Raw genomic sequence first — 25,607 nt, 5'->3', positions numbered from 1 at the left:
GTGTCGAAAGGTCAGACAGCCTCTCCGAGGTAGGCCTGCTCCAGGAGCTCGGGATTCTTTGCGAGATCGCTTGCGGAGCCGCTGAGCCGGACACCACCGTGGACGATGACCAACGCCTCATCGGCAACCTCGAGGGCCAACTGGACGTGCTGTTCCACCAGCACCACAACAGCATTGGTCTCATCGGCGATCCGGCGGACGATCGGCAGCAACTCCTCGACGATGACCGGTGCCAGCCCCATGCTCATCTCATCGATGAGGAGAACTCTGGGATTCTGGGTCAGGGCGCGAGCCACGGCCAGCATCTGTTGCTCGCCACCGGACAGCGACCCTGCATTGACCCTGATCCGCTTCGCCAAAGCCGGGAACATCTCCATCGCCGCATCAACGCTGAGACCACCGGATCGCTTCGCGATGGACAGGTTCTCGCGCACCGTCATCGACGTGAAGAGCGCGCGGTCATCCGGAACCAGCACCAGTCCGCGACGATTGGCCTCTCCGGGCCGGCCACTCCGCAATTCCTTGCCCTCGACGACTACGTCGCCGCCCTTTCGCGGCAGCAATCCCGCCAGAGTGTTCATCAGTGTCGACTTGCCGGCACCGTTCGGGCCGAGGATTGCGAGGACAGACCCGGCCTGCAGCGAGAAGCTGACATCGCGGACCACCTTGACCGAGCCGTAGCCGGCGGAAACGTTGCGGCATTCCAGGATCGGAACCGCAGTGGGCCCTGGGTCGTTCGGGTGGTTCGCTTTGTCAGCCAGTTTCAAGTCAGCCATGAACCTGAGCCTCTCTTCCTAGGTATGCGGTCGCGACGGTCCGGTTCGCCCGGATCTCCGCTGGGGTTCCGGAGGCGATGAGCTCACCGAAGTTGAGGACGTGGACCTCATCGCAGATGTTCAGAACCAGATCCATATCGTGATCGACCATGAGAATTGTGATCCCACTGTCGCAGATCCTTCTCAATCGTTCTCCCAGCCAACGGCTTTCGGTGCTGTCCAATCCACCGGCCGGCTCGTCGAGCAAAAGCAGGTTGGGTGAACCGGCCAGAGCGCGAGCGATCGATACCAGTTGGCGCTGCCCCTGAGACAATTCGCCGGCCGGACGCTCACTGATGTCGCCGATGCCCAGAAGTTCGAACACCTCGGTCAGATGGCCGATGTCGCTGTGTTCGGCCTTGACGTCCGGACGGTGCACCGCGGCGGTGCGGCCGACCTTGACGTTCTCGGTCACACTGAGGTCGTCGTAGAGTTCGATCGCCTGGAAGGTTCGACCGAGACCTGCCCTGATCCGATTGTGCGGTGCGAGCCCGCCCATCGAGGCACCGGCCAGGGTTACATCGCCGGTGTAGTCGGCAAATCCGGTGATCGCGTCCATCAGCGTCGTCTTGCCGGCGCCGTTCGGGCCGATGAGCCCCACCAGTGCACCCTTGGGGATCTGCAGCGACACGTCTGACAGTGCAACCGCACCACCGTATTTCACCGAGACATCAGTGAGGGAGAGCTCCGGCAGCGCTGTGCGGTCGAAGACCCGGGGCTCGGCCGACAGGTCCTTGGCGGGAACATCGGTGGCCGCGTCCGCAGCCGACACCGCTTTGGCCTTCGCTTTGAGTGACGCAGCGCGACGATTCGCCAGCAACGTATGGGCCGGTCCGACGATGCCCTCGGGGTTGATGATCACCGTGAAGATCAGCAGCACGCTGGAGATGACGACGTACCACCCACTCACCGACCACATCTCGTCGACGAAGATGAACAAGAGCCCGTTGGCTGCTGTGACGCCCGCCAGGATGCCGCCGGCCACGGACGTGATGCCCGCCAGATAGACGGTGGCGAAGAGAGCCACACCGCCCAACGCCGCATAGGAATCGAAGGTCACCGTCTGCTGTTGATAGGCGAGCAGGGAACCACCGATGCCGGCGATGAATGCACCGATCGCGAACGCCAGGATCTTCACCCGGACAACGCTGACACCGGCCGCGGCAGCAGATCTTTCGTTAGCTCGCACAGCAAGCATTTCCGTACCGAGGCGGCTACGCCGCAACAAGGCGACGAAGACGGCGACGGCGACGAAGACCAGGAGCACAAGCACCCCGAAGGTGACTCGCGGATAGTCCAGTCCTTGACCGATACCCAGATCCCAACCGAACAGGCTGGGCTTCGGTGCCTTGACACCCTCGGCGCCGACGATGTCGACGTTCCGGAACCAGATGGCCTCGACCGCGAATGCCATCGCGAGCGTCACCACCGCAACGGTGAGTCCTCGAATTCGCAAGGCGGGCAGCCCGATCAGGACACCGAGTGCGGCCGCACACAGCGCCGCCACGATCGGAGCAATCGGGAAGGGCAGATGGAATGTGTTGGCGATCGGACCGAGCAGGAAGCCCGCGACACCGGCGATGGTCAACTGGGCCAGGGAGACCTGTCCCGCGTAGCCGGTGACCACGACCGACGACAGCGCGACGATGGCCATGATGAAGCTGACGATCAGTCCGGTACGCATGCGGTCGTCGAGCAGCACCAGGGCCAGTACACCGACGATCGTCATCACAACGGCGGTAGGTGCCACATGATTCGGTCTCGGCGCACGTCCAAGGGTCTGCAAGATGATCGCACCGCGGGCCGGCAAGGGCTTGGCACGGATCAGCAGCACCAGCAGGATCAGGATCAGCGGAACCAGTTCGGGCAGTCCGGCGGCCGGCAACCAGTCGAACTTCGTTGCCAGATACTGCGCTTCGGACTGAAGCATTCCGACCGCCAGGCCGGCGAATACGGCTACCACCACAAGATCGAAGCGGGCCAGGATGGCTGCGGCCAAGGCCGGGACGATGAACAGGGTGTACGCAACCGGCACCAACGGGACGATGGGCGCGATGAGGATGCCCGCCAGGCCGGCAACAGCGGAACTGAGCATCCAGTTGTAGGCCGCGATCCGGTCGGGTGAGATACCGCTGACGTAGGCGCCGCGCTCGGTTTCTGCGGATGCACGTGTTGCGAGGCCGAACTTCGTGTAGCGGAAGACGAGTGCCAGCAGGATCGCCAGGACGACGATCGTGAGCGCGAAGTAGAAGCGGTCGGCCGACAACTGGAGGTCACCGGACTGCCAGATGTCGACTGGGAAGATCGGATCCACCGAGATCGGGTCAGTGCCGAGTTTTTGGGCAACCAATCCCGCAATCAGAAGCGAGATTCCCAGCGCCGCGACTGCCCGCGCCACGAGCGGCGAGGTGCGCAGCGGCCGGAAGACCAGTAAGTAGAGGATCAGGCCGAGAAGCGCGGCGATGACCAGTGAGATCGCCATCGCAGGCCACAGTCCCATCGGCCCGCCGAGATCTATCGAGTCCGGCAGACCCGGGATGAGGATGAGTAGCTCGCCCTCTCGTAGGTATGCGTACGTGTACGCGGTGTACAGCGCGATGGCTCCCGTCGCAAAGTTCACGACGCCAGAACTGCGATACGTCAGGACGACAGCCAGTGCCAAAGCGCCGAAAACCGCGCCGTTGCCTAGCCCGAGTAGCAAAAACACCAGATGCTGCATTGTGACGCCATTCCTCACCGGAGATCTTTCAAAGGTGACACTGATGTTAGATCATACTGCGACCTACGTCACCCCTTTGCCGCGGATTGATGTCAGTCACATCGATGGCGACTACTTCTGCGGGCGACTATGCGGTCAACGCCGTGAAACGCCAGTCGAGTACGGGCACGTTTTCTTTGTCACCGTGCACCACTTCGGCGATCGACCGCAGTCGCAGCGCCCTGGCTCCGTCGCGGAGTGATTCGGTCCCGTCGACATGTAGCCGGCTGGTGATGGTATCGCCTTCGCGGACGGGTCCCAAGTGGTCGCATGATTGCCAGCCAAGGACGGTGATCAGGTCGGGAAATGCCCGCGTCGCCTGGGCCAGCGCGATACCGATGGTGTGACCACCGTAGACCAGACGCTGTCCGCCATTGACGTGCGAATCATGATGCGTCGCCGCAATGTTCAATGTGAGACGCGCGAGTTCGGGAGCGCTGGAAACCACGTCGGCGCTGCTGATGAATGTTCTTCCCACCAAGTCGGCAGGATCGGATTTCGAAGGGAAAGCAGCGAGATCCCAGCCACTGGGGATGGCCCACGTCGGCTCGACTGTCGGGCCGATGGCAGTCAGGTCGTCGGTGGGTGCTGGGCTGCCGCTCTGGTCGGCGTCAGAGAACGGGATCATCGCGCAACGATAGAAGTCCAAGACCAGACGTCCGTTGTGATCGGTGGTCTCCATCCGCAACGCGGCGAGACCGGTGGGCCGCCGATCGGGCTTGACCGAATTGGCGCGCAGGCCAACGACTTCGGTGCGAGTGTGCAGCGTGTCGCCGATGTGGGGGAAACTATGGAACCGCAGGCCGCGGTAGAAGAGGTTCGCCTTCACATGATGGGTGGCCAGTGTCGACTGGCCGATGGCAACATCGCACACCAGTCCCGGATGGGCGAGCGCGGTGTCTCGCCCAGTGACTTTTGACGACAGATGGGCATCGAGGGGCAGCCGCAGACGATCGCCGAGGATGGCCTGATGCAACGCTGCTGCACCGCTGGTGAGGGTCATCGACGGCGCTGAGTCGAAGACTTGCCCAACTGTGAGTTCGTCAAAGTACGGTCCGCCGACCGTGGTTGCGTCGGCAGGCTCGGATCCGGCCATCATCGAAGCTCCTCGGCTTGTGCCAATACGCGACGCGCCGATGCGGCGATCGCTTCATCGAGCATCTGCCCGTCGAGAACCGCAGCGCCTGCGCCGCGAGCCTCCGCATCGGCCAGGGCGTCCAGTATCCGCTGGGCCTGCGTCACGGCGTCGATCGTCGGAGTGAACGCTCGCGTGACGAAGTCTATTTGAGAGGGGTGGATGACCCACTTGCCGTCGAAGCCCGATTCGCGGGTCCAGTTCGTCGCGGCACGGAAGTCGGCGTCGTCTGAGATTCCGAGGTGTGGTCCATCGATGACTGCTACCCCGGCTGCTCGTGCGGCAACCAGGACCCGATCCTGCAAGCTCGCCCACCGGTGCGCTGGGAGATCGCGCTGGCGGCCCAAGGTCGCGGCGAGGTCGGCGTAACCGATGATCACCGCATCCAACCGGTCAGAAGAGCGGCAGATGTCGTCGATGAACGTGAGTCCGGCGGGCGTCTCGATCAACGCCTGCACTGTGGCCTCGTGTCCGTCCAACCCTTCCACCACTGCTTCCAGGTCTTGTGGGCTCTCCGTTTTCGGGACGACCACACTCGACAAGTTCTCACTTGTCATTGCCAGGGCTGCCAGATCGTCACGCGCCCAGGGTGAATCGATACTGTTCATCCGAACCGCGATCTTGGGACCATTCGCATCGGCCCCGGCGAGAACCTCGACGACGAGTTCGCGGGCTAGATCCTTTTGCGGCGGCGCAACCGCATCCTCGAGGTCGATCACCACCTCGTCAGCTCCCAGACCGAGCGCCTTGTCGATTTTGCGGCGCTGCGACCCAGGCACGATCAGAACCGATCTACGGCGGTGCATCTTGCTCTCCAAGTCTGGTAGATATGTCCGGCCAAAGTGTGCAGAAAGACTGACGCTCCAGTTCGGCCAACGTATGGCGAAATTCTTTGTCCTCGGCAGATGCTGGTTCCTCCGAAGGCATATGTCAAGGACGGCTGGTTGACTTAGAAGGCAAAATAGCCAAATATGGCCGTACAAAGACGAACCGCCGGAGGGCAGATGAAACACGACCTGAACGACGAAGAGGCATTCCTGGTCAAGACGGTGCGCGACTTCATCGATCGCGAGGTCAAGCCGTCGGTGCGCGAGGTCGAGCATGCGAATGAGTATCCCGAGAAGTGGATCGAGCAGATGAAGCAGATCGGCATCTACGGGCTCGCTGTCGGCGAGGAGTACGGCGGTTCCCCGGTATCGATGCCGTGCTACGTACAGGTGACCGAGGAGCTCGCGCGCGGCTGGATGAGCTTGGCCGGCGCGATGGGAGGTCACACAGTGGTCGCCAAATTGCTGTCGCTGTTCGGTACCGAGGAGCAGAAGCGGCAGTACCTGCCGACCATGGCGACCGGTGAGCTGCGCGCGACGATGGCCCTCACCGAACCCAGTGGTGGCTCGGACCTGCAGGCGATGTCCACAGTAGCGAAGACCGATGGCAACGACATCGTCATCAACGGATCCAAGACGTGGATCAGCAACGCCCGCCGATCGGGTCTGATCGCGTTGCTGTGCAAGACCGACCCGACTGCGACTCCACGTCACAAGGGCATCTCGATAGTTCTTGTCGAACACGGTCCCGGCCTGAACATTTCACGGGACCTACCCAAACTCGGCTACAAGGGGGTGGAGACGTGCGAACTGTCCTTCGACAACTACCGAACCTCCACGTCAGCGATCCTCGGTGGCATCCCGGGCAAGGGGTTCGGGCAGATGATGAAGGGCCTGGAAACCGGCCGCATCCAAGTCGCCTCGCGAGCACTCGGTGTCGCGGCCGCAGCTCTGGAAGACGCGCTCGCGTACGCCCAGCAGCGGGAGAGTTTCGGTCAGCCGATATGGAAGCATCAGTCCATCGGCAACTATCTCGCCGATATGGCCACCAAACTCACCGCCGCCCGTCAGCTCACACGTTATGCCGCCGAGAAGTTCGATTCGGGAGAGCGCTGCGACATGGAGGCCGGCATGGCGAAGCTCTTCGCATCCGAAGCGGCCATGGAGATCGCCTTGAATGCTGTTCGCATCCATGGCGGATACGGCTACTCCACCGAATACGACGTGGAACGCTATCTGCGTGATGCGCCGCTGATGATCGTCGGTGAAGGCACCAACGAGATCCAACGCAACGTCATCGCGGCCCAGCTCGTGTCACGCGGAAAGCTCTGAGAGCACCCGCCGTACCATCGTGGACACCATGATCGTCAAGAAACGCGAGACTGAGCCCGCTTACCAGGTGCTCTCGAATCAACTGCGCCAAGACATAGTCGCCGGGCTCTACGACAACGGGGCCCGGCTGCCCACCGAATCAGAACTGTCCGACCGCTACGAGGTCAGCAGGCAGACCGTGCGGCGCGCGTTCGTCGATCTGGTGGCCGCGGGCATCGTCTACCGCGTACCCGGGCGGGGAACCTTCGTCAACGAATCCGGCGGTCGGTATCTGCGGCAGCAGGGTTCGATCCAGGACCTGATGAACCTGTCGACCGACACCACGATGGAAGTCGTCAGCGCGCTCCAACGTCGTGTCGACGTCGAAGCGGCCAGCCGGCTGCGACTCGACAGTGACGTCGTCTACACGGTGGTGTTCCGGCGGTTTCACGAGGGCGTGCCATTCGTACTGACAACCGTCCATCTACCCCAGGAGACCGCCAGGCTCATTCTCGAGGCACCAGAAATGACTACCGGTGCCGAAAGTACATGCACGGTTATCGGACTGCTCGAGCCACATCTGTCATCACCGATTTCCGAAGCGGCGCAATCGATCACAGTGGACATCGCCGACGCCGCCGATGCCGTCAATCTTTGCTGCGATCAGGGGCATCCGGTCTTGCGCATCGACCGCCTGTACAGCGACGAACGCGGTGTCGCGCGAGAACTGTCGGTCAGTCACTACCTGCCCGAGCACTACACCTACCGCGTCACATTGCAGCGGGCCTAGACGTCCGGCACGAACTTCAGAGTTAGGAAATCCTATGGCACACCTCTTCTCCCGATCGCAACCAGACAACACCGGTATCCAGTTGCTGCTCCGAGCAGCAATCGGCGGCACAATGATCGCTCATGGGCTCAAGCACGGCCGCAGCATCGACGGCACGGCCGGCTGGTTCGGATCGATCGGCTTTCGCCGACCCAAACTTCAGGCCCAGGCCAGCGCGGTCGTAGAAGTCGGTTCCGGCGCGGCGATAGTCGCCGGCGCCGCGACACCGCTGGCTGCCGCGGCGGTGGTCGGCACGATGGCCGTCGCGGCCCGATCGGTACACATGCCGAACGGTTTCTTCATCACCTCGGAAGGATGGGAGTACGTCGCCAACCTCGCCGTCGGCGCTGTCGCCCTCGCTGGCATCGGTCCCGGTCGTTGGAGTGTCGATCGGGCGCTCGGACTCGACACCAAGGTCAGTGGAAATCACGCTGCGGCATTGGCTGCCGGTCTCGGGCTGGTTGCCGCAGGTGCACAGCTGGCCACCTTCCACCGACCTGAGCCGCACTAGCGCCGACGCCGGACCTCAGCTTTCGACGAAGGGCGATCTACCCGTCGATGGCACCGACCGCGACTTCGCGCGCGCCACGTCATGCTCGTCCACCGGCGGTTCAGCGAATTTTTCAGCGCCTGGACGCATTCCGGCGATCACGACCGCCAGATGCCGGCGCCACGCGGTGTCACTGACACCGCGGGTGGTTTCGATGACACCTCGAATCGCCCAGAAGGTCAGATCGATGTCGGTGTGGGTGACGTCGCGGCGGATTCGTCCGGCGTCCTTGGCGAGGACGAGCAATTCGGCGATGATCCGGCGATACTCGTTTTTCATCGCCGTAGTCTGATCGTCATTCCAGAGCCGCGACAGACAGCCTCGGTGCGAGGCCTGGAGTACACCGGTTCCGTACAGGAGCTGCTCTAATCCTTCACCTTCGGGCACTTGCAGCGTGGCGGTGGCCATCTCGACGAGGTCGACGAACATCTCACGAACCAGCTCGCTGATCAGGGCTTCCTTGGTCGGAAATCGCCGATACAACGTTCCCATCCCGACACCGGCGACGCGCGCGACCTCTTCGACACCGACGTCGAGACCGCCCTCGCTGAACACCTGCTCGGCGGCAGCGAGTAGTCGCTTGCGGTTCTCCGCCGCGTCGCGGCGCAGCGCTCTACCTTCGACCACGGAATCCGAGCGAACAGCGGGTCTGATGCTCATTCCGACTTGTCGCCTACCACTGTGCCTGCGGCAACCAGCGCGAGTTCGGGGTGCGAGAGTTCCGCCTGCTTCTCGAGATGGCTCTTCTTGTCGCGGGTAATCGCCGGGATGAACAGCGCCGCAACGGCTGCGAGAGCGACTGCTGCTCCCAGCATGACGAAGCCGTTGGTGTAACCGGATTCCTTTGGAAGTCCAGATGACGACGCACCGGCTGTGACGACGCTGGCCATGAACGCCGCGCCGAGGGAGCCGCCGATGGTGCGGATGTTCGCGTTCATCCCACTCGCGACCCCGGTCTGTTCCGCCGGCACAGCGGCGACCACGACATTCGACATCGCCGAGAAAGCCAGTCCAAATCCGACTCCCACAATGGCCATAGCCAGGTAGATGTCGACTTTCGATTCATGCAGGAAAGCGACCATGAAGTACCCGATCGCACCGATCACAGAGCCCACCACCAAGATGTTCTTGGAACCGAAGCGTGCGGCGAGACGGCCGGATGCGAGGCTGAGGACAAACATGCCGATGCTCATGGGCAGCAACATCATTCCCGACTCGGTCACCGATACGCCAAATCCGTACCCGGAGTCCTTTGGTGTCTGCAGGAACTGCGGCAGGAACCCGAACGATGCATACATACCGACGCCCATGAGCAGGGCCACCAGGTTGGCCGCCCACACGGTGCGAACCCGCATCATCTTCATGTCGATCAACGGGTTGGACGAACGCGCCTCGGCGAACACCCAGGTCACCACGAGGAACACAGCGGCCACGAGCAGGCCGATGACCTTGGGCGAATCCCAACCCCACGTCGGCGCCTGGCTGACTCCCAACAGCAGAGCAACGAGCCACGCAGACAACAACACAGCGGTGATCCAGTTGATCTTTCCTGCGGTCCGAACTTTTGATTCAGGGACGAAGAAGAATGCAGCGACCCCAGCCAGGACGATCATCATCAGCGGAATCCAGAACAGCCAGTGGTAGCTCAGCGCCTCCACGATCGGGCCGGCGAGCACGATGCCCAGACCCGCGCCCACCGCGGTGAGTGCAGCGATGACGCCGACCGCGCCGGCAACCTTCTCCTTGGGGAACTCATCACGAATGATGCCGAACGCCAACGGCAGTACGCCACCACCCACACCTTGAATGACGCGAGCGACAATCATGACCGGGAGCGACGTGGCGAGTGCCGCCAACAGCGAACCGACTGCAAGCGCGAACATCGCGATCACAAAGATGCGCTTCTTCCCGGTCATGTCGCCGAGACGACCCATGATCGGCGTGAAGATCGACGCCGACAAAAGGTATGCCGTCAACACCCAGGTGACATTGGTCTGACTCGTGTGAAGCGCCGCCTCGATAGTCGGCAAGACCGGCGTAACCAGAGACTGCAAGAGAGCAAAAGCCCCAACTCCCACGGTCAGGACCGCGAATGTCACTTGATAGTGCGCACGGCGAGGTGTGGTTTCCATGGATTCCCCCAAAAGCTTCGAAAGCGGAGCGCTCGGCTCCGGATACGAAAAAACGTATCACCCGAAGCGGAGTGCACGCTCCGCTTGAGGTCTGAATCACACTTACGAGGCGTCCCAGAACGGGCAATTCAGACAAACCGGTCGCGAAATGTCCTCAGTGTCAACCGGTTACGCTGCCTTGGGCCGGGCTCATCGACGCTCACCGGGAGCTGGGTACCGGTCGTCGTCTAGGCGTCGGGCTTGCCTGGCCAGGGTGACCTGCGGATCGATCAAGCCGCCCAGTCGCGGCCTTCTTAGGTAGTTCTGTGCGCGCGCCGTCGGTACCTGACACATTTGATGTCATGGCGCGAGGAGACCGGTCGGGAGGCGACGTCCAGACGTTCGTGCGGCGATGGGCGCAGAGCGGCATGGCCTACCTGACCGGCGATCCCGAAACCCCCGACTACTCCCGAGCGCAGATCCTGGAGCGGGCCGATACCGTCGCCGCGACGTTCGGCGCGGATGCCGGCGAGCTCTTGACAGGCCGGGCGGCGCTCATGGGCACATCCCGCGCCGGCCAACAGGGTGCAGGAGGCGGCACGCGCCTGATCCGGTGCCGCGACACCTGGGTGGCTATCACGTTGTCGCGCGCGGGCGATATCGACTCACTCCCGGCGCTGCTCGAATCAGCGGATCCGATCGAGAACCCGTGGGATGTGCTGAACGAGCGGCTGCCCCACCTGTATGCCGATCAGATCGTTGATCGTGCCCAGATGCTCGAGATCCCGGCCGCCGTACTGGGGTCGGTGACCACCGACCCATTCGAGATCACCAGTGCGTGGCCGGCACATCCGGCCCCCGATTTCTCGGATCTGTTGGTGGTGGACCTGTCTGCCATGTGGGCCGGACCGTTGTGTGGCCATCTCCTGCAGAAGCTCGGCGCCACCGTGATCAAGGTGGAGAGCCCGCACCGGCCGGACGGGGCCAGAGCCGGCAACCGCGACTTCTTCGCGTGGATGAACGGCCACAAGCTCTTCTACACATCAGAACTGAGTCACCGCGCTGTCGGACTCACCGGCCTGCTCGACGTCGCGGACGTGGTCATCGAGGCATCCCGCCCTCGCGCGCTCGAACAGGCCGGTCTCGATGCGCCGACGAGATCGCCCCGGGACGGGCGTGTGTGGGTGCGGATCACCGGCTATGGCCGGGCTACCGGGATGACCAACCGCGTCGCCTTCGGCGATGACGCCGCCGTCGCCGGTGGTCTCGTCGGACGCGGTACACGCGGCCCGGTGTTCTGCGGCGACGCGATCGCCGACCCGCTCACCGGCCTGGAGGCTGCGGGGGCGGTACTTGCATCTCTCGCTCGCGGTGGCGGTGAGATCATCGACGTGGCGATGGCCGGAGTGGCTGCCCAGTACGCCGCCCTCCCGACAATCGAGGGGACCAAGCCCACCGGTATCGACATCTCGCCGCCGGCTCTCCCACAGTTCTCCGATCCAATATTCGAAAGAATCGACGACACAACGGTTCTCGACATCGTCGCCGAGCGTCGGGGCCGGGCATGCTGATCACCGGCGCACGCCGGATCACCGGTGAGCCCATTGCGGTTCGTATCGCCGGCGACCGGTTGGCAGACGTGGCCTTCGAGTTGTCGGCGACCGGTGACGAACCGGTGCTCGATGCCCGAGGTGGCACGCTGCTGCCCGGACTACACGATCATCATGTGCACGCCAGGGCCGCGGTGGCTGCGATGCAGTCAGTGAAAGTCGGCCCGCCACATGTGACGACACCGCAGCAGCTGGCCGAGACACTCCACCGATGTGCACCTCGCACCGACGGCTGGATACGTGCGGTCGGATACCACGACAGCGTCGCCGGCGAGCTGGACCGCCACCGCCTCGACGAATTGTTCGACGGTGCACCGGTGAGAATCCAACACCGCAGCGGCGCACTGTGGATCGTGAACACACCTGGCCTGATCGCTCTTGGTCGGCCGGATCACCCCACCGGCCTGTTCTTTCGACAGGACGTCGAGTTCGCGGCGATCACAGCCGGCGAATCGATGGACTTTCGCCCACTCGGCTCAGCGCTGGCAGCGTTCGGCGTCACCGGGATCACGGAGGCCACACCGAATCTCGGTGCCGCTGATCTCGAGGCCCTCGACGCAGCCGTGCACACGGGACAACTCCCACAGCGGGTGATGGTGCTCTCGCGCCCTGAGGGACAGCGCTTTTCGCGGCTCGAGTTCGGGCCGACCAAACGGATCCTCGACGACAACTCACTCGACCTCGACGAACTGACGCTGTGGGTGGCCCGGCAACACTCGAGTGGTCACGCGGTGGCTCTGCACTGCGTGACGGTCGTTCAACTTGTCGTCGCACTCACCGCCCTACGAACTGCAGGTGTGCGTACGGGCGATCGGATCGAGCACGCGGCGATGGTGCCGGACGACATGCTCGACGATCTGGCCGGTCTCGGAATCACCGTGGTGACACAACCCAATTTCGTCGCCGAACGGGGCGAGGAGTACGTCGTCGACGTACCCGCCGCCGAGCAGCACGAGTTGTGGAGGGTCGCAAGCCTGTCTCGAGCGGGTGTGCCGATCGCGGGAAGTACCGATGCGCCATTCGGCGAGCTCGATCCGTGGGCGGCCATGCGCGCAGCCAGAGACCGGCTCACCACATCGGGAACCCTCCTCTCGCCAGACGAACGTGTTTCCGCGGCAACAGCATTGGCGATGTTCCTCGGCGATCCGCACACGCCGGCACGACCGCGCGACCTGGTGGCGGGAGAACGCGCCGATCTGTGCCTCATGTCCGCCGGGCCCGACGCCGTACTGGCCGAACTCTCCGCGGAACTGGTCGCGGCCACGGTCATCGGCGGACACATCCGTCACAGCGTCGGCCTATGACGGAGGTGCCGGCTCATTCACCTCATCGACCAAGCCCCATCGCAGCGCAGTGGCCGCGTCGATCCGGTGCCCGGTGAGGACCAGATATGCGGTACGCCAGCGCCCGATCCGCCGAGGAACGCTCACCGTGCCACCGGCACCCGGAACCAGCCCCAGGTCCAACTCCGGTAGGCCGAACACCGTATCCGGATGCGCGGCAACAACACCGCAGTAGGCTGCCATCTCCATTCCACTGCCGAGAACAGCGCCATGAACATCCGCCCGGCAACCCGCGCCCAATCGACGGGTCAGAGCATCGAGAAGCAATGCCGGGCTGTGCCGTGTACGAGCGAGGTGGGCGTCGGCGGGATCGGAGAACATTCCGAACTCCGAGAGGTCACCACCGCTGCAAAAGGAACGGCCCCGGCCGCTCAACCTCACCGACTCGACCGAAGGGTCCGCCAGTGCCACCGTCAAACCGTCGATCAACCCGGCGCGCAGGGCATTGCTGAAGGCGTTATGACGATCCGGGCGATTGAAGGTGATGTCCATCGCTAAACCATCGCGAGACAACAACACAGCATCATCCTGCTCGTGACGACGCCGCGGACCCTGGGCTGCGAGCCACCCACCGAACTCGGCCCCGGCCTGCAAGGTCGAGTAGGCCAGCGACTCGGTGATCAACCCACCGGCGGTGCTACCGGCGGCCGACCCGGCACGCAAGACGTCATCGCAGATGGCCGCCGCGACCGGCCGCGACGCGACCCTGTCGGACAACAACGCGATGGTCTCGTCAATGTCTGAGACCTGCACCACCCGTCGATCATCGGACGCAGTGTCGGTCACGGTGAAGGAGCTCAGATCGAGCCACCGGTCTGCACTGTCCGAGCGCGGGACGCCACCTCGGCACACCCCCACCATCACCCCGGGCAGCGACCACTCCCCCACCGTGGGGACAGCCGGATCGGCGAGATCAACAATCATCAAATCACCCGGCACATTGCCTCCTTCAACTGCCGGGGTCCGACTGATCCCAGACATTTTCCACGCTGTGCACCAGTGCCTCTACGTCCGATCGCAGAGTTCGTTGCCCCGGCCCGGTCCGTGCCCGCACGGGGATCAGTCCGCGGCTGTATTTGCGCTCCAGTAATCGCGATTCGTGGTAATTCTGCCGTCATGAGCAACAGTGCCCACGGATGATCCGCGCAGTCCGGCCGGTTGCATGATCCACTCGACTGCAAAATGTTCACCAGCAACCAGTTCGGTCACTACCTTGTACGTCGCGCCGGGTACCAGCTTGAGCGACTCCACCACCAATGTTCTGGCCTGCTCTTTACCTTTCGCTCCGTGTCCGGTTGGGATATCCTCCAGCACAACGTCTTCGGCAAAACATTCAACGATGGCCTCAACGTCCGCCGAATCCCAGGCCGCGAAGTACGCCGCTATCCAGTCGCTCTTGTCAATGCTCAATGTTGCTTCTCTCATTGTGTGTGACATGCTTGGCGCCTTCGAAGAGGTGGCGCAGTGCGGATTCCAGAGCTTCGATGCCGTCATTACCGGCCGCGGTGCCGACCGCGGCGAGGGCGGGGTGGATCGTACCGCTCTGCGCGCGTCCGCGAGTCGCCAGCCAGCCCACGAAGATCAGGTATGTCGCGGTGAAGATCTCCCGGGCATCCCGATCCGGGAACCCCGCGCCGCGCAGGATGTCGAGTGCGGTGGCGCTCAACCGCGCTGCAGCAGCGGATCTGCCTTCAGCCGTCAGTGCACGCAATCCCGTACCCGGATATCGCAGGAAGGCGCGGTCCATCGCCGCGACGAGGCAGATGTACTGATCGATCCAATGGTCGTCCGGCTCGATCGAGATCTCGATACCCGCCGCGACCGCCTCGACCACACGATCGGCGAGGTCGGCCTTGCCCCGCAGGTGATAGTGGACTGCAGGAGCAGTGACACCACACTCATCGGCGACTGCACGAACGGTCAGCTCGTGAAGAGACGATCGTTCCACCACCCGCAACGCCGCCTCGACTAGGTCGAACTCCGACATCGGCGACGGTTGGGTCCCACCCCGGTTCCGCACCACCGTTACCCCCCTTCTGGTCTCGTCGAGCCCATTATGCCATAGTAAATGACGGCCATTGACCGGTTGTTAATGGACCCTCGAGAGGATTTGGTTGAATGGACGCGGATGTTGTGGTCATGGGTGGAGGAATCGGTGGTTGCGCGCTGGCCACCCGACTGGCGACGGCGGGTGTTGCCGTCACCGTTCTGGAACGCGAAGCCACGTACCGGGACATGGTGCGCGGCGAGGCGATGGTTCCATGGGGGTTCACCGAAGCCCGAGAACTCGGTGTGGCCGACGCCGTGCTGCAGGCCGACGGGGTATCGGTCATCACTCGAATGGTTCCCTATGACGAGTCTTCGACGATCGACCAGGCACTCAGTCGATCCAGCGATTTGTCAGCAGTCGTTCCGGGTGCGCCAGGAGTGATCGGCGTGGGTCACCCCGAGCTCCGCGCGGCCTTGGCCAACGCCGCAGCCAAAGCCGGTGCGGCCGTTGTCCATGGCGTCCGTCGCGCAACCGTGGTTGCAGGAGACGATCCGCAGGTCACTTTCGGCCGCGACGGCGCGCAGCGCACAATCAGCTGCCGCGTCATCGTCGGGGCCGACTGTAAGTTCTCGGTGACGCGCGGGGCACTGGGCATTCCGATGTTCACCAGTGAGCCACGCGTCAGGCTTACCGGGATGCTCGTCGACGACGGAGGACTATGGGATCGTGACGTGACCACGATCGCTGTCGATGGTCGCAACCAGTTCATTGTTATTCCCCGCGCCGACAACAAGTTACGGCTGTACGTCGGCCGACGTGTCGACGATCCGGACCCGCTCAGAGGCCCGGCGACGCTCACCGAATTTCCTCGACTCGTACCGGACCCCGATATTTCCCGATCACGACCAGCTCGCCGAGTCGACACCGATCGGCCCCTGCGCCACATTCCCCATGAACGACGCGTGGACAGATACCCCAGTGGTACCCGGTGGTGCATTGATCGGCGACGCGGCTGGCTGGAGCAACCCGGTCACCGCCCAAGGTCTAAGCATCACCCTCCGTGATGCACGAATGTTGTCCGAAGCGTTGCTTGACAATGTTGCCTGGAATCCGGCGACGCTGTCCGAGTACACCGTCGAACGGAACGCGAGAATGGCGCGACTGCGTTTCGCCAGTGCACTCACCGAGCTCATAGCTGGATTCGGAATGACGGACCGCATGACGCGACGGCCACGCATCATTAGAATGCTCGGTCAACGACCCGAGCTCGGAGCAGCACTTGCAGCGGTGCACTCCGGACCGTGGAGCGTCGAGGCCGACTCCTACTCTCCCGAAATCCTCACCACGCTCGCGCTCGCATGAGCAGACTGAGCGGTGAACGTGCCGAAACGCCCGGCCGGCGACGACATCACTTCGCCGATAGGCGCATAGCGGTTCAACCCGGCCAGCATTTCAATCGGGGGCAGAACACGTAGCTGCTGTTGGCTTGAAAAGACCAAACGCTGTGCACCCGGTAAACAACGGCGCACAGGGTTCAGGCATCTGCGTCAGGCTGACTGCTAGCTGCCCGGTAGCTCATAGAGCGCGGGATCAGCCGGGATGCGCTGGAGTCCGAAGGGCTGCTTTTCTTGTCCGCGGTCGCCAGAATACCGTCGGCACTGCAGGTGTTTGGCGAGAACGCAATCTGTTTCCGTTGCGTTGGAACATGATTCCATCGGAGTTCAGCAATTCAGTCGGAGGCGCGGACTTGATCGCCGCCGGCGAGCACCCACAGTTGGACACCGATGAAACGTTCGTGCCGTCACCGTATTTGGCAAGCACAGCAGTGAACTACTTGACCGATTCGAGGTGTGGGTTGAAGTCGGCCGAACGCCGAGACCTTTACTGCGCCATAGCCTCCCGAAATGAGGATCACGTTCAACGTCTTTCTCAAGTACAGGCACGGCGAGTCCGGTTCTCGACTGAAATTCCCATTGTCGACCAGAATCGACCTAGATGAAGGACAACCCCCTACCGGCTCTTGTGGAGAGTAGAGGGTTGTCGTGCTCACCGCGTCATCGCGGCCGTGCGTCCGGGTACCGTGCAATCATGCAGTCACCGACTCACGCTCTTTGTCTGCCACCGGACCCTTCTGCGCGTAGTACTCGGCGACGATCTTCGACCGACGACGGTGGGCGAACACGAGACCCACGGTCGCGGCAGCGATCCAGATGATCATCGTGAGGATGATCGGTCCGATTCCGTTGGCGTCGAAGTAGACGATGCGCTTGAGTCCGTCGAGAGCAGCGGAACTCGGCAGCAACGGTTGCAGGAACTGATAAAACGACGACGCCATATCGATACCGATGGGCACCCCCGACGCCGGCACCCCGAGGAAGATGAACAGTCCTATCGATACCAGCAACTGGATGGGCCCCCACAAGACGAAACCGGCCAGATTGACGATGCCGCAGGTGAAGGCCAGCAGTGCCGCAAGGGCCGCGGCACCCCACATGTTCTCGTGCAGGGTTCCGGTGATCCCGTAGCTGATCAAGATCTGGACCGCCGCCGCAGCAATACTCATCACCCCGAGCACAATCACCTTGGTGCGGATCCGGATGCGCGGCGCGACAATCGAAGCGGTCGTGGTGGTCAGGAAGCCCGCGACGATCGCGCCGAGGCCGATGTACATGACCCCGGCTCCGACCACGTCACTCTGTGGCAGCCCCTGGAGGTTCTCGACGGTCACACTCTGATCGTTCGACGCCGCGATGGCGGTCGCGAACGCCTCGGCCGCACCGGTCGCCGTCGCGTTACCCGCGCTCGCCACGTACAGGGTGCCGGTCGCCGGGTCATAGGCGGCCCGGGAATCGAGATGCATAATTCGGTCCTTGGCCTCGTCCACCGAGTCGACCTGGTTGATGTCGAACTCACCATGTGGCGAACCATTTTCCGCGGTGGTGACGAACTCCTCCGCGGCACTGCTCGAGCCGACAACGCTGATCTCCATCCCGTTCGGGGTGGGTGAGTGCATCAGACCGACGTAGGCCAGGGGCAGGCCGATCAGGAAGAACAGCGGGAGCAGCATGCCACTTAGCAGGGTGCGTCGGCGCCGCAGCTGTCTGCCGGTCGGGTGGTCTTCGCCACCGAAGAACTTCAGCACGTCCCTGCGCAGGGCGGCGACGAAGCCGAGGTGCACGGTGGGTTCGGGGGCGGTCATCGCGGGTCTCCTTCGACAGCGCTAGTTGCGAGTTCATCACCGCTCGCGCGGCCAGGGGAATCGGACCCGCCGGAGTCCGGGTCGGCCGGGTCGGCGGGTTCAACCGATTCGGCCGGCGCCGACTCTTCTTCGACAGGATCGGGGATCGGGCCGAAGTTGGTGAGCAACGGCTCCTCCTCGGCGGGGTGCTTGAGCGCCGCGAGTACCAGCAGGAAGATCGCGATGACCGCCCACACGGCGAGCGTGGTGACCGTCGCACCGAGCGGTGCGTCCGGAAAGTACACGAGCCGCTTGAGTCCCTCGATGAGGGCCGGCGTCGGCAGCACCGAGTGCAGGTGGGTGAAGAAGCCGGGCACCATCTCCGGGGCAATGGCACCGCCCGATGCCGGGACCCCGAACAACAACATGATCAACAGCGTCGGCAACACCATCGCAGGCCCGATCAGTCTCATCCCGGCGAGATGGAAGCTGCCGATCACAAAAGCGAAGGCGGACAACAACAGTGCGACTCCGAGCACGTTTGCCGACAGTGCGCCGTACACCGAGTAGGCGACGAACGTCGGGATGATCCCCGAGATCGCCGACATCACCGCGAGGATGGCCAATTCTATGCGTAATCCCATGCCGGGCAGGAGCAATCGCATCATCGTCGCCGTGAGGAAGCCACCCATGATCGCAGCGATCGCGATGAACATCACGGTGTTGCCGAGGGCATCGCTCGCTGGGGCAGGCGCCAGATCGACCACGTTCGGGGTGGCACCGGCGACATTCTCACCGATGCTCTTCAACACCGCCGTCGCGGCCTGCTTGGCGGCGAGGTTGCCGACGCTGGCGACGTAGACGGTGTTGGTCGCGGGGTCGTAGGCGCCGCGGGTGTCGAGCTGCATGATGGCGGTCCTGGCCGATTCCGCATCGGGGATCACCCCGAAATCAAAGCTCGACCCGACCTGCGCCTGCATCCCTGCGGCCATCTGGCTCGTCTGTTCGGACGAGCCGATGATCGAGACCTCCATATGGCGAGGGCTCGGAGAGTGAAGGCCCCAGGTGTAGAGCAACGGCAGCAGGATCATCAGCAGCACCGGCATCGACAGCCCGGCGTACATCATCACCTTTTCCGGCGGCTTCTTGCGGAGCGGCTTGGGAACGAGGACCTTGTCGTGCTCGTGCGTCACGTTCGGCACAACGGCGCCGTCAGTGCCCGACTGGGTGCCGGTAGACGGGGAAGTTGAAAAAGAAGTCATGATCTCTCCGTCGATTGAACTTACCTTACAGATGTAAATTAGACTACTGACGTAAACTTTACTACATGTGTAATAAAAGTCGAGTTGCCAGTGGTGAGGGTCTCGCGTGACCACCCCGAGTGGCGCAGCCCGGTCGACCCGCGACTCCATTACCGCCGCAGGCTCCCCCAGGACCGATCCACGGACTCGCCGATCACGAGATGCCCTGATCGCGGCAGCAGGCGAGTTGCTTGCCGAGCTCGATCCCGACGACATCTCGATCACCGACATCGCGCAACGCGCCGGATTGAGTCGCCCCACCGTCTACCAACACTTCGCCGATAAGGAATCAGCACTTGCGGCGGTGATTCAGGTGCGGATCGACGACATCCTGCACGGCGAGCAGCAACTACCGCCCGGCCCACCGACCCAGGACGAGGCCATTGGGCGGATCAACGCGCTGGTCTCCGAGATCAGCAAGAATCACGATCTCTATCACCGGGTGATCAACTCCAATGTGGGCACGCGAGCCCGCACCGAGATCTCCGGGTACCTCTTCGGCCTGGTCATCGATTACATTCAGCGCGTGCACCCACGCGGGGGCGACCAGGAAGAGCTGGCCCACTTCGTCACCGGCGGAGCCATCGCACTCCTCGAGCATTGGGCCCGCGAAGCCGACATCGACTCCGAGAAGGAGCGTCGCCGAATCTCCGAACGGATCTGGATACTGATGCAGCACGCCGTTACCGCGCCGGCCTGCCCGGCCACCGGCAAATAACCCCCACACGCACGCATCAGCACTGTTGACCCACTCGCGAGGGCACTGATCGATCCGGCAACCGACCGACGGCCAAATCGGGCGTCGCACCACGAATTGACTGTCGGCATAGCCGTTTAGCGTGTCACGTGGCGGAGTCTGGCCAAGTCATCCAGCGCCTGTCCGGCAATGTCAGTCTTGCCGGGTTCGATTAGTTAGCAACACACAACTACCCTGAGATCGGGCCGCGATGGAGCAGCCCAGGGGCCGCCGCTGTTAGTGCGTCGACTCTCCCACCGTCTCAAAATCTCTCGGCACTCCAGGAGTAGATGTGATGACGCAACAAACATTGCACCGCAACAGGCTTCGCACCATCGACGAGCTCGGTCCGCACTACAAGTGGATTGCACTGTCGAACACCACACTGGGCATGCTAATCGCGACGATCAACTCCTCCATCGTCTTGATCGCATTGCCAGACATCTTCAAGGGCATTCACCTCAATCCGACCTTTCGATGGGCGAACGACACTCAGTCGACCCAGTTTCGTGGGAGACGCTGTGCGAGATGTGCGATGGCGTCCGCGGCGGCGTCGATCACCTTTCTGCGCACGTGACCGTGGACTCATCGGAGGACCCCCAGCCTGAACGCTGAGTGGTACCAAAGCGCCGGTATGCGGCACCGAGTATGTATGCCGGGGTGTATGCCGTGCGACATAGCAGGTGCAGGACGGTTTCTGCAGCTTGAACCTCGCGTATCCGCGCTAATTGGATTTAGCGCGGAGTCAGTCCGCCTCTGAGTTCTGTGCGCAGGCCGCGAGACGTCCACGAGGCGTTAGTGATCTGTCGACCGCGGGCACCCGTTGCCTACTCGGCGAAGGTGTAGTCGGCAAGGGAGAACCGCCGGCTCTGCCAGGCTGCTTCGAGTGTGGTCGATGCCCGGAAGGGCACATCACCGTTCTTGGTGAAGTAGTAGCTATTTGCGCTCGCGCAGGTCGGATTGGTGAACACCTGCAGCGGGCGGCGCGCCAGTATCGAGGTCATGTACTTTTCCTGCGCGGTCGCGGTCACTTCGGCCGACGTGGCTTGGCGGCGGCGGGCTTCGTCGAGTACCCGCACGATATGGGCCGCACTGTTCTCGACCAGCGTGAAGAAGGAGGCACCGTTGTAGCCGTATGGGCCAAAGACGGTGAAGAAGTTCGGGAAGCCCGCCGTCGTGACGCCCTGGTAGGAATGGAACCGCTCGGAATCCCAGTGCTCGGCCAAGTCGGTGCCGTCGTCCGAGGTGAGCTGATAGGTCGGTAGCGCATCCTTGTCGGTGAACTTGAAACCCGTTGCCAGGATGAGTACGTCGAGTTCGTGTTCGGCGCCGTCGGTTGTCCGGATCCCGTTCGGGGTGATCGCCTCGATTGACGTGGTTTCCAGGGCGACGTTGTCGCGGTTGAACGTTGACAGATACGAATTGTGGAAGCTCGGCCGTTTGCACCCGAGGGCGTAGGTCGGCGTGAGCTTGTTTCGTGTGGTCGGATCGTCGACCTGTATGGCGACATACTTGCGGGCGGCAACTTCGAGGGCGGCGGTGCCGGGAATCCATCGATGAAAGTGCGCCAATACCGGGAACGTCGCCTCGACGAACGCCTGGCTCGCCAGGCGGGCGCCCTGCCTGACTCCGGGGATTTTCTTCAAGCCTGCGCGTCCGACGCGGCCGAGGGGGAAGTCTGGTTTCAGTAGACACCAGATGGGCGTGCGTTGGAAGACCGTCAAATGCTCGACGTCGGGTGCGATCTCGGGGATCACCTGCACGGCCGTCGCTCCGGTGCCGATGATCCCGACCCGCTTACCCGCCACGGACACCTCGTGATCCCATCGGCTTGTGTGCATCGTCGCGCCCTCGAAGGTGTCGATGCCGTCGATCTCGGGCAGCTTGGGCTGGCTCAGCGGTCCACCGGCGTGAATCAGCCAGCGTGCGGTGACATCCCCCTCACTGGTCGAGATCAACCAGTTTGCGGACTGCGCGTCGAACGTCGCCTTGTGCACGCGGGTGGAGAACTGCAGGTGGGGTGTGAGGTTGTATTCGTCGACGATCTGCTCGGCGTACATGCGAAGCTCACGGCCAGGTGCGTAGCTACGTGACCAGGTCGATCGCTGAGCGAAGGAAAACTGGTAGCTGAACGACGGGATGTCGACCGCCACACCCGGGTAGGTGTTCCACTGCCAGGTGCCGCCAGGACCATCGGCGTCGTCGACGATGAGCAGGTCGTGGAAACCGGCATCCTTGAGTGCGATCGCGGTCCCCAAACCGGAAAAACCACCGCCGACAATGACGATCTCGTAGTGCGGACGCTGAGTGTCGGGCACGATTCAGGCCTCCCGTTTCAGATACGTGGTGCTTGGTCGGGGCACACTCGCCGCCCCACCATCAGCCGTTGACCAGCCACATTACTGCCATTGTCCAATGTTACGCTCGTGGATGTCACATCGATCGTGACCTCTGGAATCAGAGCAGAAGCGGCGGTGGTTGCCGAAGATGGCCGCTGGTGAGGTGGCCGCGCCATCGCCTCGGTCGCAGGCGCGGAATCTGCTGTTGCACATACCATTACTTGCACCAGGGACCGTCAGGCGTTCGGCCCACTCGGCAAAAAGAAACGGCCCACACCTCGCGAGTGCGATGGTGTGGGCCGCATCTGTAGTGCGCCCGAAGGGATTCGAACCCCTAACCTCTTGATCCGTAGTCAAGTGCTCTATCCGTTGAGCTACGGGCGCATGTTCGTGTTCAGTTGTACGTCAGTCTGGTTGCACTGGCGGAGGCGAGAGGATTTGAACCTCCGGTTCCGTTTTAGCGGAACAACTCATTAGCAGTGAGTCCCATTCGGCCGCTCTGGCACGCCTCCTGGTGGAGTCCTTTCGAACTGCCGAAGCAAAAGATTACACAGTCCGCGGCAGCCAGAGCAAACCGCCTCGTCGCGCCACCTCCGCAACGGCAAGAGGCCCTGGTGAGGGGAGTCGGCAGCCTCCCCTAGATTGGTTGGGGTGACCCCGCATATCCGCCCCGATCTCGCCGACGTCCCCGCCTACGTGCCCGGCAAGAACGTGCCCGGCGCTCTCAAACTCGCGAGTAACGAGACCACCGACGGACCCCTGCCGGGTGTCGCCGCCGCGATCGCCGAGGCCGCGGCCGGCGTCAACCGCTACCCCGACAACGGTGCGGTGGAGCTGACCAGCGAGCTGGCCAAGCATCTCGATGTGGCCCCGGAGAACATCCAGACCGGCTGCGGGTCGGTCACCCTTTGCCAGAACCTGATCACCATCGCCACGCGGCCTGGAGACGAGGTGCTCTTCGCGTGGCGGTCGTTCGAGACGTACCCGCTGGCCACCCGGGTTGCTGGTGCGACCCCGGTCCAGGTGCCGCTCACCGAGGGACGAGTGCACGATCTGCCGGCGATGGCCGACGCCATCACCGACCGCACCCGGTTGATCTTCATCTGCAACCCGAACAACCCGACAGGCACCGTCGTCGACTCAGCTGCCCTCCACGACTTCATGGCTCGGGTTCCGTCCAATGTGATCGTGGCGCTCGACGAGGCCTACTACGAGTACGTCAGGCCCACCGAGGCCCAACGCTACGACGCAGTCGAACTACATCGCCGCTACAAGAACCTCGTTGTGCTGCGCACGTTCTCGAAGGCCTACGGTCTGGCCGGGTTGCGGGTCGGTTATGCGATCGCCGACCCGGCAGTCACGAATGCACTGCTCAAGGTGCACGTGCCCTTCAGCGTGAACTCGCTGGCCCAGTCGGCTGCCATCGCGAGTCTGCATGCCAAAGACGAACTCCTGGCCCGGACCGACTCCGTGGTCGCCGAGCGCGAGCGGGTCACCAGCGAGCTTCGCAACGCCGGATACAACGTGCCGGCAAGTCAGGCGAACTTCGTGTGGATCGACCTCGCCGACGACACGACACGTTTCGCTCAGGAAGCGATGGACGCCGGTGTGATCATTCGCCCGTTCGCAGGCGAAGGTGTGCGGGTCACCGTGACGCATGCAGCGGAGAACGACCGGTTCGTGGCCTTCGCCCGCGACCGCGCGTCCCGCTAGATCACCGCGTTGGTCAGAGGCCGGGCGACAGGGCCGGCCAGAGCGTCTTGAGGTCCTCGGCCCAGTACGCCCAGGAATGGGTGCCGATCACCTGGAAGTTCTCGGTGGCGGGGATCCCAGCGGCCCGCATCCGTACGGCGAACTCGATCGAGCACCGGTAGGCGCCGATCTCCAGGTAGCCACCGACGGCAACTGCTTGGTCTTTGGTGAGGCCCGGGTCGGGCACAGTGCGCCGATCGAGGGGCCCGGGAACACCGGAGCCCGCCGAAATGTAGATCTGCTTGCCGCGCAACGCATCGAGGCGTCCGGACGGGTCATGTTCAGCCCAGCCGGGCGAACCCCACGGTCCCCACATGTTGGTGGCATCGCCACCGTCTTTGGCGACGGTCGCGCGGACGTAGCTTTCGTTGATCGGGCCGCTCACCGGCGGGCAGCCGCTCATCGAGCCGACGCCTGTGTACAGCGACGGATGCCGGGTGGCGAGCGCGAACGCCGATTGGCCGCCCATCGACAGCCCCGCGACTGCGTTGTTGCCGTTGCTGTTGTACGTCTCGTCGATCAGCGGGGGCAGTTCCTTGGTCAGGAACGTCTCCCACTTGGGTTTGCCCATCTCTGGATCGCGCTGCTGCCAGTCGGTGTAGAACGCGCCCCGCCCTGCCGGAAGGACGACGTTGACGTCTTTGTCGGCGAAGAACTTCTCGGCGCCGCCCTTGTCGATCCAGTCGCTGACCGTCGACGACTTGCTGCCCGCACCGTCGAGCAAGTACAGGCTGCCGCGCGAGGACGACCGGTCTTGGGGCAACAGCACGGTGAGGTGAACGTCCCCACCCATCGCCGGTGACGCGATTGTCAGATCTTCACGCTGCGAGCCGACTTTGACGACCTTCTCGATCGTCACTTCGCCGGCCGGGACGGCGGTGGCCACCGCTGCATTCGAGGCCATGATCACGCCGCATGCTGCCAACGCTCCCAGTAGACCGAGCTTTGGTGCGTTGCGCGCCACGTATGGCCTCCTCGTCGCCGTTTTCTGGACACCGAAGGGTACCGAGGTTCGCAAGCTA

General features: G+C 63.2%; 23 protein-coding genes and 2 tRNA genes. 10 read left to right on the top strand and 15 right to left on the bottom strand.

Going from position 1 to position 25,607, the window contains the following annotated elements:
* Positions 1 to 11 precede the first annotated feature (11 nt).
* The 4 genes from WIMU1_RS01265 to WIMU1_RS01250 form a co-directional block, all read right to left on the bottom strand.
* Positions 12 to 776 carry an ABC transporter ATP-binding protein gene (locus tag WIMU1_RS01265; RefSeq protein ID WP_084247932.1) on the bottom strand — a complete coding sequence of 255 codons (765 nt, stop codon included), beginning with the start codon at positions 774 to 776 and terminating at the stop codon, positions 12 to 14.
* Positions 769 to 3,534 (bottom strand): branched-chain amino acid ABC transporter permease/ATP-binding protein, encoded by a 2,766-nt coding sequence (locus WIMU1_RS01260; protein ID WP_062794803.1) that lies wholly within the window; start codon positions 3,532 to 3,534, stop codon positions 769 to 771. The genes WIMU1_RS01265 and WIMU1_RS01260 overlap by 8 nt, the downstream gene beginning before the upstream one ends.
* A gap of 127 nt (positions 3,535 to 3,661) precedes the next feature.
* Positions 3,662 to 4,669: a MaoC family dehydratase gene (locus tag WIMU1_RS01255; RefSeq protein ID WP_062794802.1), complete on the bottom strand. Its 1,008-nt coding sequence runs from the start codon at positions 4,667 to 4,669 to the stop codon at positions 3,662 to 3,664.
* The gene (locus WIMU1_RS01250; protein ID WP_062795663.1) at positions 4,669 to 5,514 is read right to left on the bottom strand and encodes an HpcH/HpaI aldolase/citrate lyase family protein; all 846 of its coding nucleotides are present in this window, start codon (positions 5,512 to 5,514) and stop codon (positions 4,669 to 4,671) included. Before WIMU1_RS01250 ends, WIMU1_RS01255 begins: the two co-directional genes overlap by 1 nt.
* Before the next feature lie 198 nt (positions 5,515 to 5,712).
* Here WIMU1_RS01250 and WIMU1_RS01245 point away from each other — a divergent pair, with 198 nt between their 5' ends.
* The 3 genes from WIMU1_RS01245 to WIMU1_RS01235 are packed head-to-tail and all read left to right on the top strand — an operon-like array spanning position 5,713 to position 8,186.
* Positions 5,713 to 6,867 (top strand): acyl-CoA dehydrogenase family protein, encoded by a 1,155-nt coding sequence (locus tag WIMU1_RS01245; protein WP_062794801.1) that lies wholly within the window; start codon positions 5,713 to 5,715, stop codon positions 6,865 to 6,867.
* A 28-nt stretch (positions 6,868 to 6,895) separates the two neighbouring features.
* A complete protein-coding gene (locus WIMU1_RS01240) occupies positions 6,896 to 7,636 on the top strand; it encodes a GntR family transcriptional regulator (RefSeq protein ID WP_062795661.1) in 741 nt (246 codons plus the stop codon).
* Positions 7,637 to 7,670: 34 nt separating this feature from the next.
* Complete coding sequence (locus tag WIMU1_RS01235) at positions 7,671 to 8,186, top strand: DoxX family protein (RefSeq protein WP_062794800.1); 516 nt, start codon at positions 7,671 to 7,673, stop codon at positions 8,184 to 8,186.
* A 15-nt stretch (positions 8,187 to 8,201) separates the two neighbouring features.
* Here the strand turns inward: WIMU1_RS01235 and WIMU1_RS01230 are convergent, their stop codons facing one another.
* Positions 8,202 to 8,885 (bottom strand): TetR/AcrR family transcriptional regulator, encoded by a 684-nt coding sequence (locus tag WIMU1_RS01230; protein ID WP_062794799.1) that lies wholly within the window; start codon positions 8,883 to 8,885, stop codon positions 8,202 to 8,204.
* Entirely contained in the window at positions 8,882 to 10,357 is a 1,476-nt protein-coding gene (locus tag WIMU1_RS01225; RefSeq protein ID WP_062794798.1) for an MFS transporter, read from the bottom strand. The genes WIMU1_RS01230 and WIMU1_RS01225 overlap by 4 nt, the downstream gene beginning before the upstream one ends.
* A 341-nt stretch (positions 10,358 to 10,698) precedes the next feature.
* Here WIMU1_RS01225 and WIMU1_RS01220 point away from each other — a divergent pair, with 341 nt between their 5' ends.
* Together WIMU1_RS01220 and WIMU1_RS01215 are read left to right on the top strand one after the other, a co-directional pair.
* Positions 10,699 to 11,907 (top strand): CoA transferase, encoded by a 1,209-nt coding sequence (locus WIMU1_RS01220; RefSeq protein WP_062795660.1) that lies wholly within the window; start codon positions 10,699 to 10,701, stop codon positions 11,905 to 11,907.
* Positions 11,901 to 13,250 (top strand): amidohydrolase family protein, encoded by a 1,350-nt coding sequence (locus WIMU1_RS01215; protein ID WP_062794797.1) that lies wholly within the window; start codon positions 11,901 to 11,903, stop codon positions 13,248 to 13,250. Before WIMU1_RS01220 ends, WIMU1_RS01215 begins: the two co-directional genes overlap by 7 nt.
* Here WIMU1_RS01215 and WIMU1_RS01210 read toward each other — a convergent pair.
* The 3 genes from WIMU1_RS01210 to WIMU1_RS01200 form a co-directional block, all read right to left on the bottom strand.
* The gene (locus tag WIMU1_RS01210) at positions 13,245 to 14,213 is read right to left on the bottom strand and encodes an enoyl-CoA hydratase/isomerase family protein (RefSeq protein WP_245969168.1); all 969 of its coding nucleotides are present in this window, start codon (positions 14,211 to 14,213) and stop codon (positions 13,245 to 13,247) included. The two genes, WIMU1_RS01215 and WIMU1_RS01210, sit on opposite strands and share 6 nt — an antisense overlap.
* Before the next feature lie 135 nt (positions 14,214 to 14,348).
* Complete coding sequence (locus tag WIMU1_RS01205) at positions 14,349 to 14,699, bottom strand: nuclear transport factor 2 family protein (RefSeq protein ID WP_211339036.1); 351 nt, start codon at positions 14,697 to 14,699, stop codon at positions 14,349 to 14,351.
* Entirely contained in the window at positions 14,689 to 15,312 is a 624-nt protein-coding gene (locus WIMU1_RS01200) for a TetR/AcrR family transcriptional regulator (protein ID WP_062794794.1), read from the bottom strand. Before WIMU1_RS01200 ends, WIMU1_RS01205 begins: the two co-directional genes overlap by 11 nt.
* Before the next feature lie 95 nt (positions 15,313 to 15,407).
* On the opposite strand from WIMU1_RS01200, the gene WIMU1_RS01195 reads away from it, so the two are divergent.
* Positions 15,408 to 16,343 (top strand): FAD-dependent oxidoreductase, encoded by a 936-nt coding sequence (locus WIMU1_RS01195; protein WP_211339037.1) that lies wholly within the window; start codon positions 15,408 to 15,410, stop codon positions 16,341 to 16,343.
* A gap of 22 nt (positions 16,344 to 16,365) precedes the next feature.
* Entirely contained in the window at positions 16,366 to 16,641 is a 276-nt protein-coding gene (locus tag WIMU1_RS26515) for a hypothetical protein (protein ID WP_211339038.1), read from the top strand.
* Positions 16,642 to 17,365: 724 nt separating this feature from the next.
* Here WIMU1_RS26515 and WIMU1_RS01190 read toward each other — a convergent pair.
* Together WIMU1_RS01190 and WIMU1_RS01185 are read right to left on the bottom strand one after the other, a co-directional pair.
* A complete protein-coding gene (locus tag WIMU1_RS01190) occupies positions 17,366 to 18,478 on the bottom strand; it encodes an ABC transporter permease (RefSeq protein WP_062794793.1) in 1,113 nt (370 codons plus the stop codon).
* Positions 18,475 to 19,719: an ABC-2 transporter permease gene (locus WIMU1_RS01185; RefSeq protein ID WP_147431441.1), complete on the bottom strand. Its 1,245-nt coding sequence runs from the start codon at positions 19,717 to 19,719 to the stop codon at positions 18,475 to 18,477. Before WIMU1_RS01185 ends, WIMU1_RS01190 begins: the two co-directional genes overlap by 4 nt.
* Before the next feature lie 106 nt (positions 19,720 to 19,825).
* Between WIMU1_RS01185 and WIMU1_RS01180 the strand changes: the two genes are divergently transcribed.
* A complete protein-coding gene (locus WIMU1_RS01180; protein WP_084247931.1) occupies positions 19,826 to 20,476 on the top strand; it encodes a TetR/AcrR family transcriptional regulator in 651 nt (216 codons plus the stop codon).
* A 313-nt stretch (positions 20,477 to 20,789) separates the two neighbouring features.
* On the top strand, positions 20,790 to 21,071 hold the full coding sequence (locus tag WIMU1_RS01175) for a hypothetical protein (protein ID WP_084247930.1): 282 nt from the start codon (positions 20,790 to 20,792) through the stop codon (positions 21,069 to 21,071).
* 250 nt (positions 21,072 to 21,321) lie between these two features.
* Here the strand turns inward: WIMU1_RS01175 and WIMU1_RS01170 are convergent, their stop codons facing one another.
* The 3 genes from WIMU1_RS01170 to WIMU1_RS01160 form a co-directional block, all read right to left on the bottom strand.
* Entirely contained in the window at positions 21,322 to 22,812 is a 1,491-nt protein-coding gene (locus WIMU1_RS01170; protein ID WP_062794789.1) for a flavin-containing monooxygenase, read from the bottom strand.
* Positions 22,813 to 23,144: 332 nt separating this feature from the next.
* A tRNA-Arg gene (locus tag WIMU1_RS01165) sits at positions 23,145 to 23,217 on the bottom strand.
* 36 nt (positions 23,218 to 23,253) lie between these two features.
* Positions 23,254 to 23,345, bottom strand: a tRNA-Ser gene (locus WIMU1_RS01160).
* A gap of 139 nt (positions 23,346 to 23,484) precedes the next feature.
* Between WIMU1_RS01160 and hisC the strand changes: the two genes are divergently transcribed.
* Entirely contained in the window at positions 23,485 to 24,546 is a 1,062-nt protein-coding gene (gene hisC / locus WIMU1_RS01155; protein WP_062794788.1) for a histidinol-phosphate transaminase, read from the top strand.
* Between the two features lie 13 nt (positions 24,547 to 24,559).
* Here hisC and WIMU1_RS01150 read toward each other — a convergent pair whose 3' ends face one another.
* Positions 24,560 to 25,549 carry an alpha/beta hydrolase gene (locus WIMU1_RS01150; RefSeq protein WP_443097271.1) on the bottom strand — a complete coding sequence of 330 codons (990 nt, stop codon included), beginning with the start codon at positions 25,547 to 25,549 and terminating at the stop codon, positions 24,560 to 24,562.
* Between the last annotated feature and the right edge of the window lie 58 nt (positions 25,550 to 25,607).

Origin of the sequence: Williamsia muralis NBRC 105860, assembly GCF_001598915.1 — a bacterium.
Classification (GTDB): domain Bacteria; phylum Actinomycetota; class Actinomycetes; order Mycobacteriales; family Mycobacteriaceae; genus Williamsia; species Williamsia muralis.
This window is presented reverse-complemented; position numbering and strand designations above follow the sequence as displayed.

Bases quoted from the DNA above. Each gene is read 5' to 3' on its own strand.
- WIMU1_RS01265 (WP_084247932.1), bottom strand. From the start codon at position 776: ATGGCTGACTTGAAACTGGCTGACAAAGCGAACCACCCGAACGACCCA.
- WIMU1_RS01260 (WP_062794803.1), bottom strand. From the start codon at position 3,534: ATGCAGCATCTGGTGTTTTTGCTACTCGGGCTAGGCAACGGCGCGGTT.
- WIMU1_RS01255 (WP_062794802.1), bottom strand. From the start codon at position 4,669: ATGGCCGGATCCGAGCCTGCCGACGCAACCACGGTCGGCGGACCGTAC.
- WIMU1_RS01250 (WP_062795663.1), bottom strand. From the start codon at position 5,514: ATGCACCGCCGTAGATCGGTTCTGATCGTGCCTGGGTCGCAGCGCCGC.
- WIMU1_RS01245 (WP_062794801.1), top strand. From the start codon at position 5,713: ATGAAACACGACCTGAACGACGAAGAGGCATTCCTGGTCAAGACGGTG.
- WIMU1_RS01240 (WP_062795661.1), top strand. From the start codon at position 6,896: ATGATCGTCAAGAAACGCGAGACTGAGCCCGCTTACCAGGTGCTCTCG.
- WIMU1_RS01235 (WP_062794800.1), top strand. From the start codon at position 7,671: ATGGCACACCTCTTCTCCCGATCGCAACCAGACAACACCGGTATCCAG.
- WIMU1_RS01230 (WP_062794799.1), bottom strand. From the start codon at position 8,885: ATGAGCATCAGACCCGCTGTTCGCTCGGATTCCGTGGTCGAAGGTAGA.
- WIMU1_RS01225 (WP_062794798.1), bottom strand. From the start codon at position 10,357: ATGGAAACCACACCTCGCCGTGCGCACTATCAAGTGACATTCGCGGTC.
- WIMU1_RS01220 (WP_062795660.1), top strand. From the start codon at position 10,699: ATGGCGCGAGGAGACCGGTCGGGAGGCGACGTCCAGACGTTCGTGCGG.
- WIMU1_RS01215 (WP_062794797.1), top strand. From the start codon at position 11,901: ATGCTGATCACCGGCGCACGCCGGATCACCGGTGAGCCCATTGCGGTT.
- WIMU1_RS01210 (WP_245969168.1), bottom strand. From the start codon at position 14,213: ATGATTGTTGATCTCGCCGATCCGGCTGTCCCCACGGTGGGGGAGTGG.
- WIMU1_RS01195 (WP_211339037.1), top strand. From the start codon at position 15,408: ATGGACGCGGATGTTGTGGTCATGGGTGGAGGAATCGGTGGTTGCGCG.
- WIMU1_RS01190 (WP_062794793.1), bottom strand. From the start codon at position 18,478: ATGACCGCCCCCGAACCCACCGTGCACCTCGGCTTCGTCGCCGCCCTG.
- WIMU1_RS01185 (WP_147431441.1), bottom strand. From the start codon at position 19,719: ATGACTTCTTTTTCAACTTCCCCGTCTACCGGCACCCAGTCGGGCACT.
- WIMU1_RS01175 (WP_084247930.1), top strand. From the start codon at position 20,790: ATGACGCAACAAACATTGCACCGCAACAGGCTTCGCACCATCGACGAG.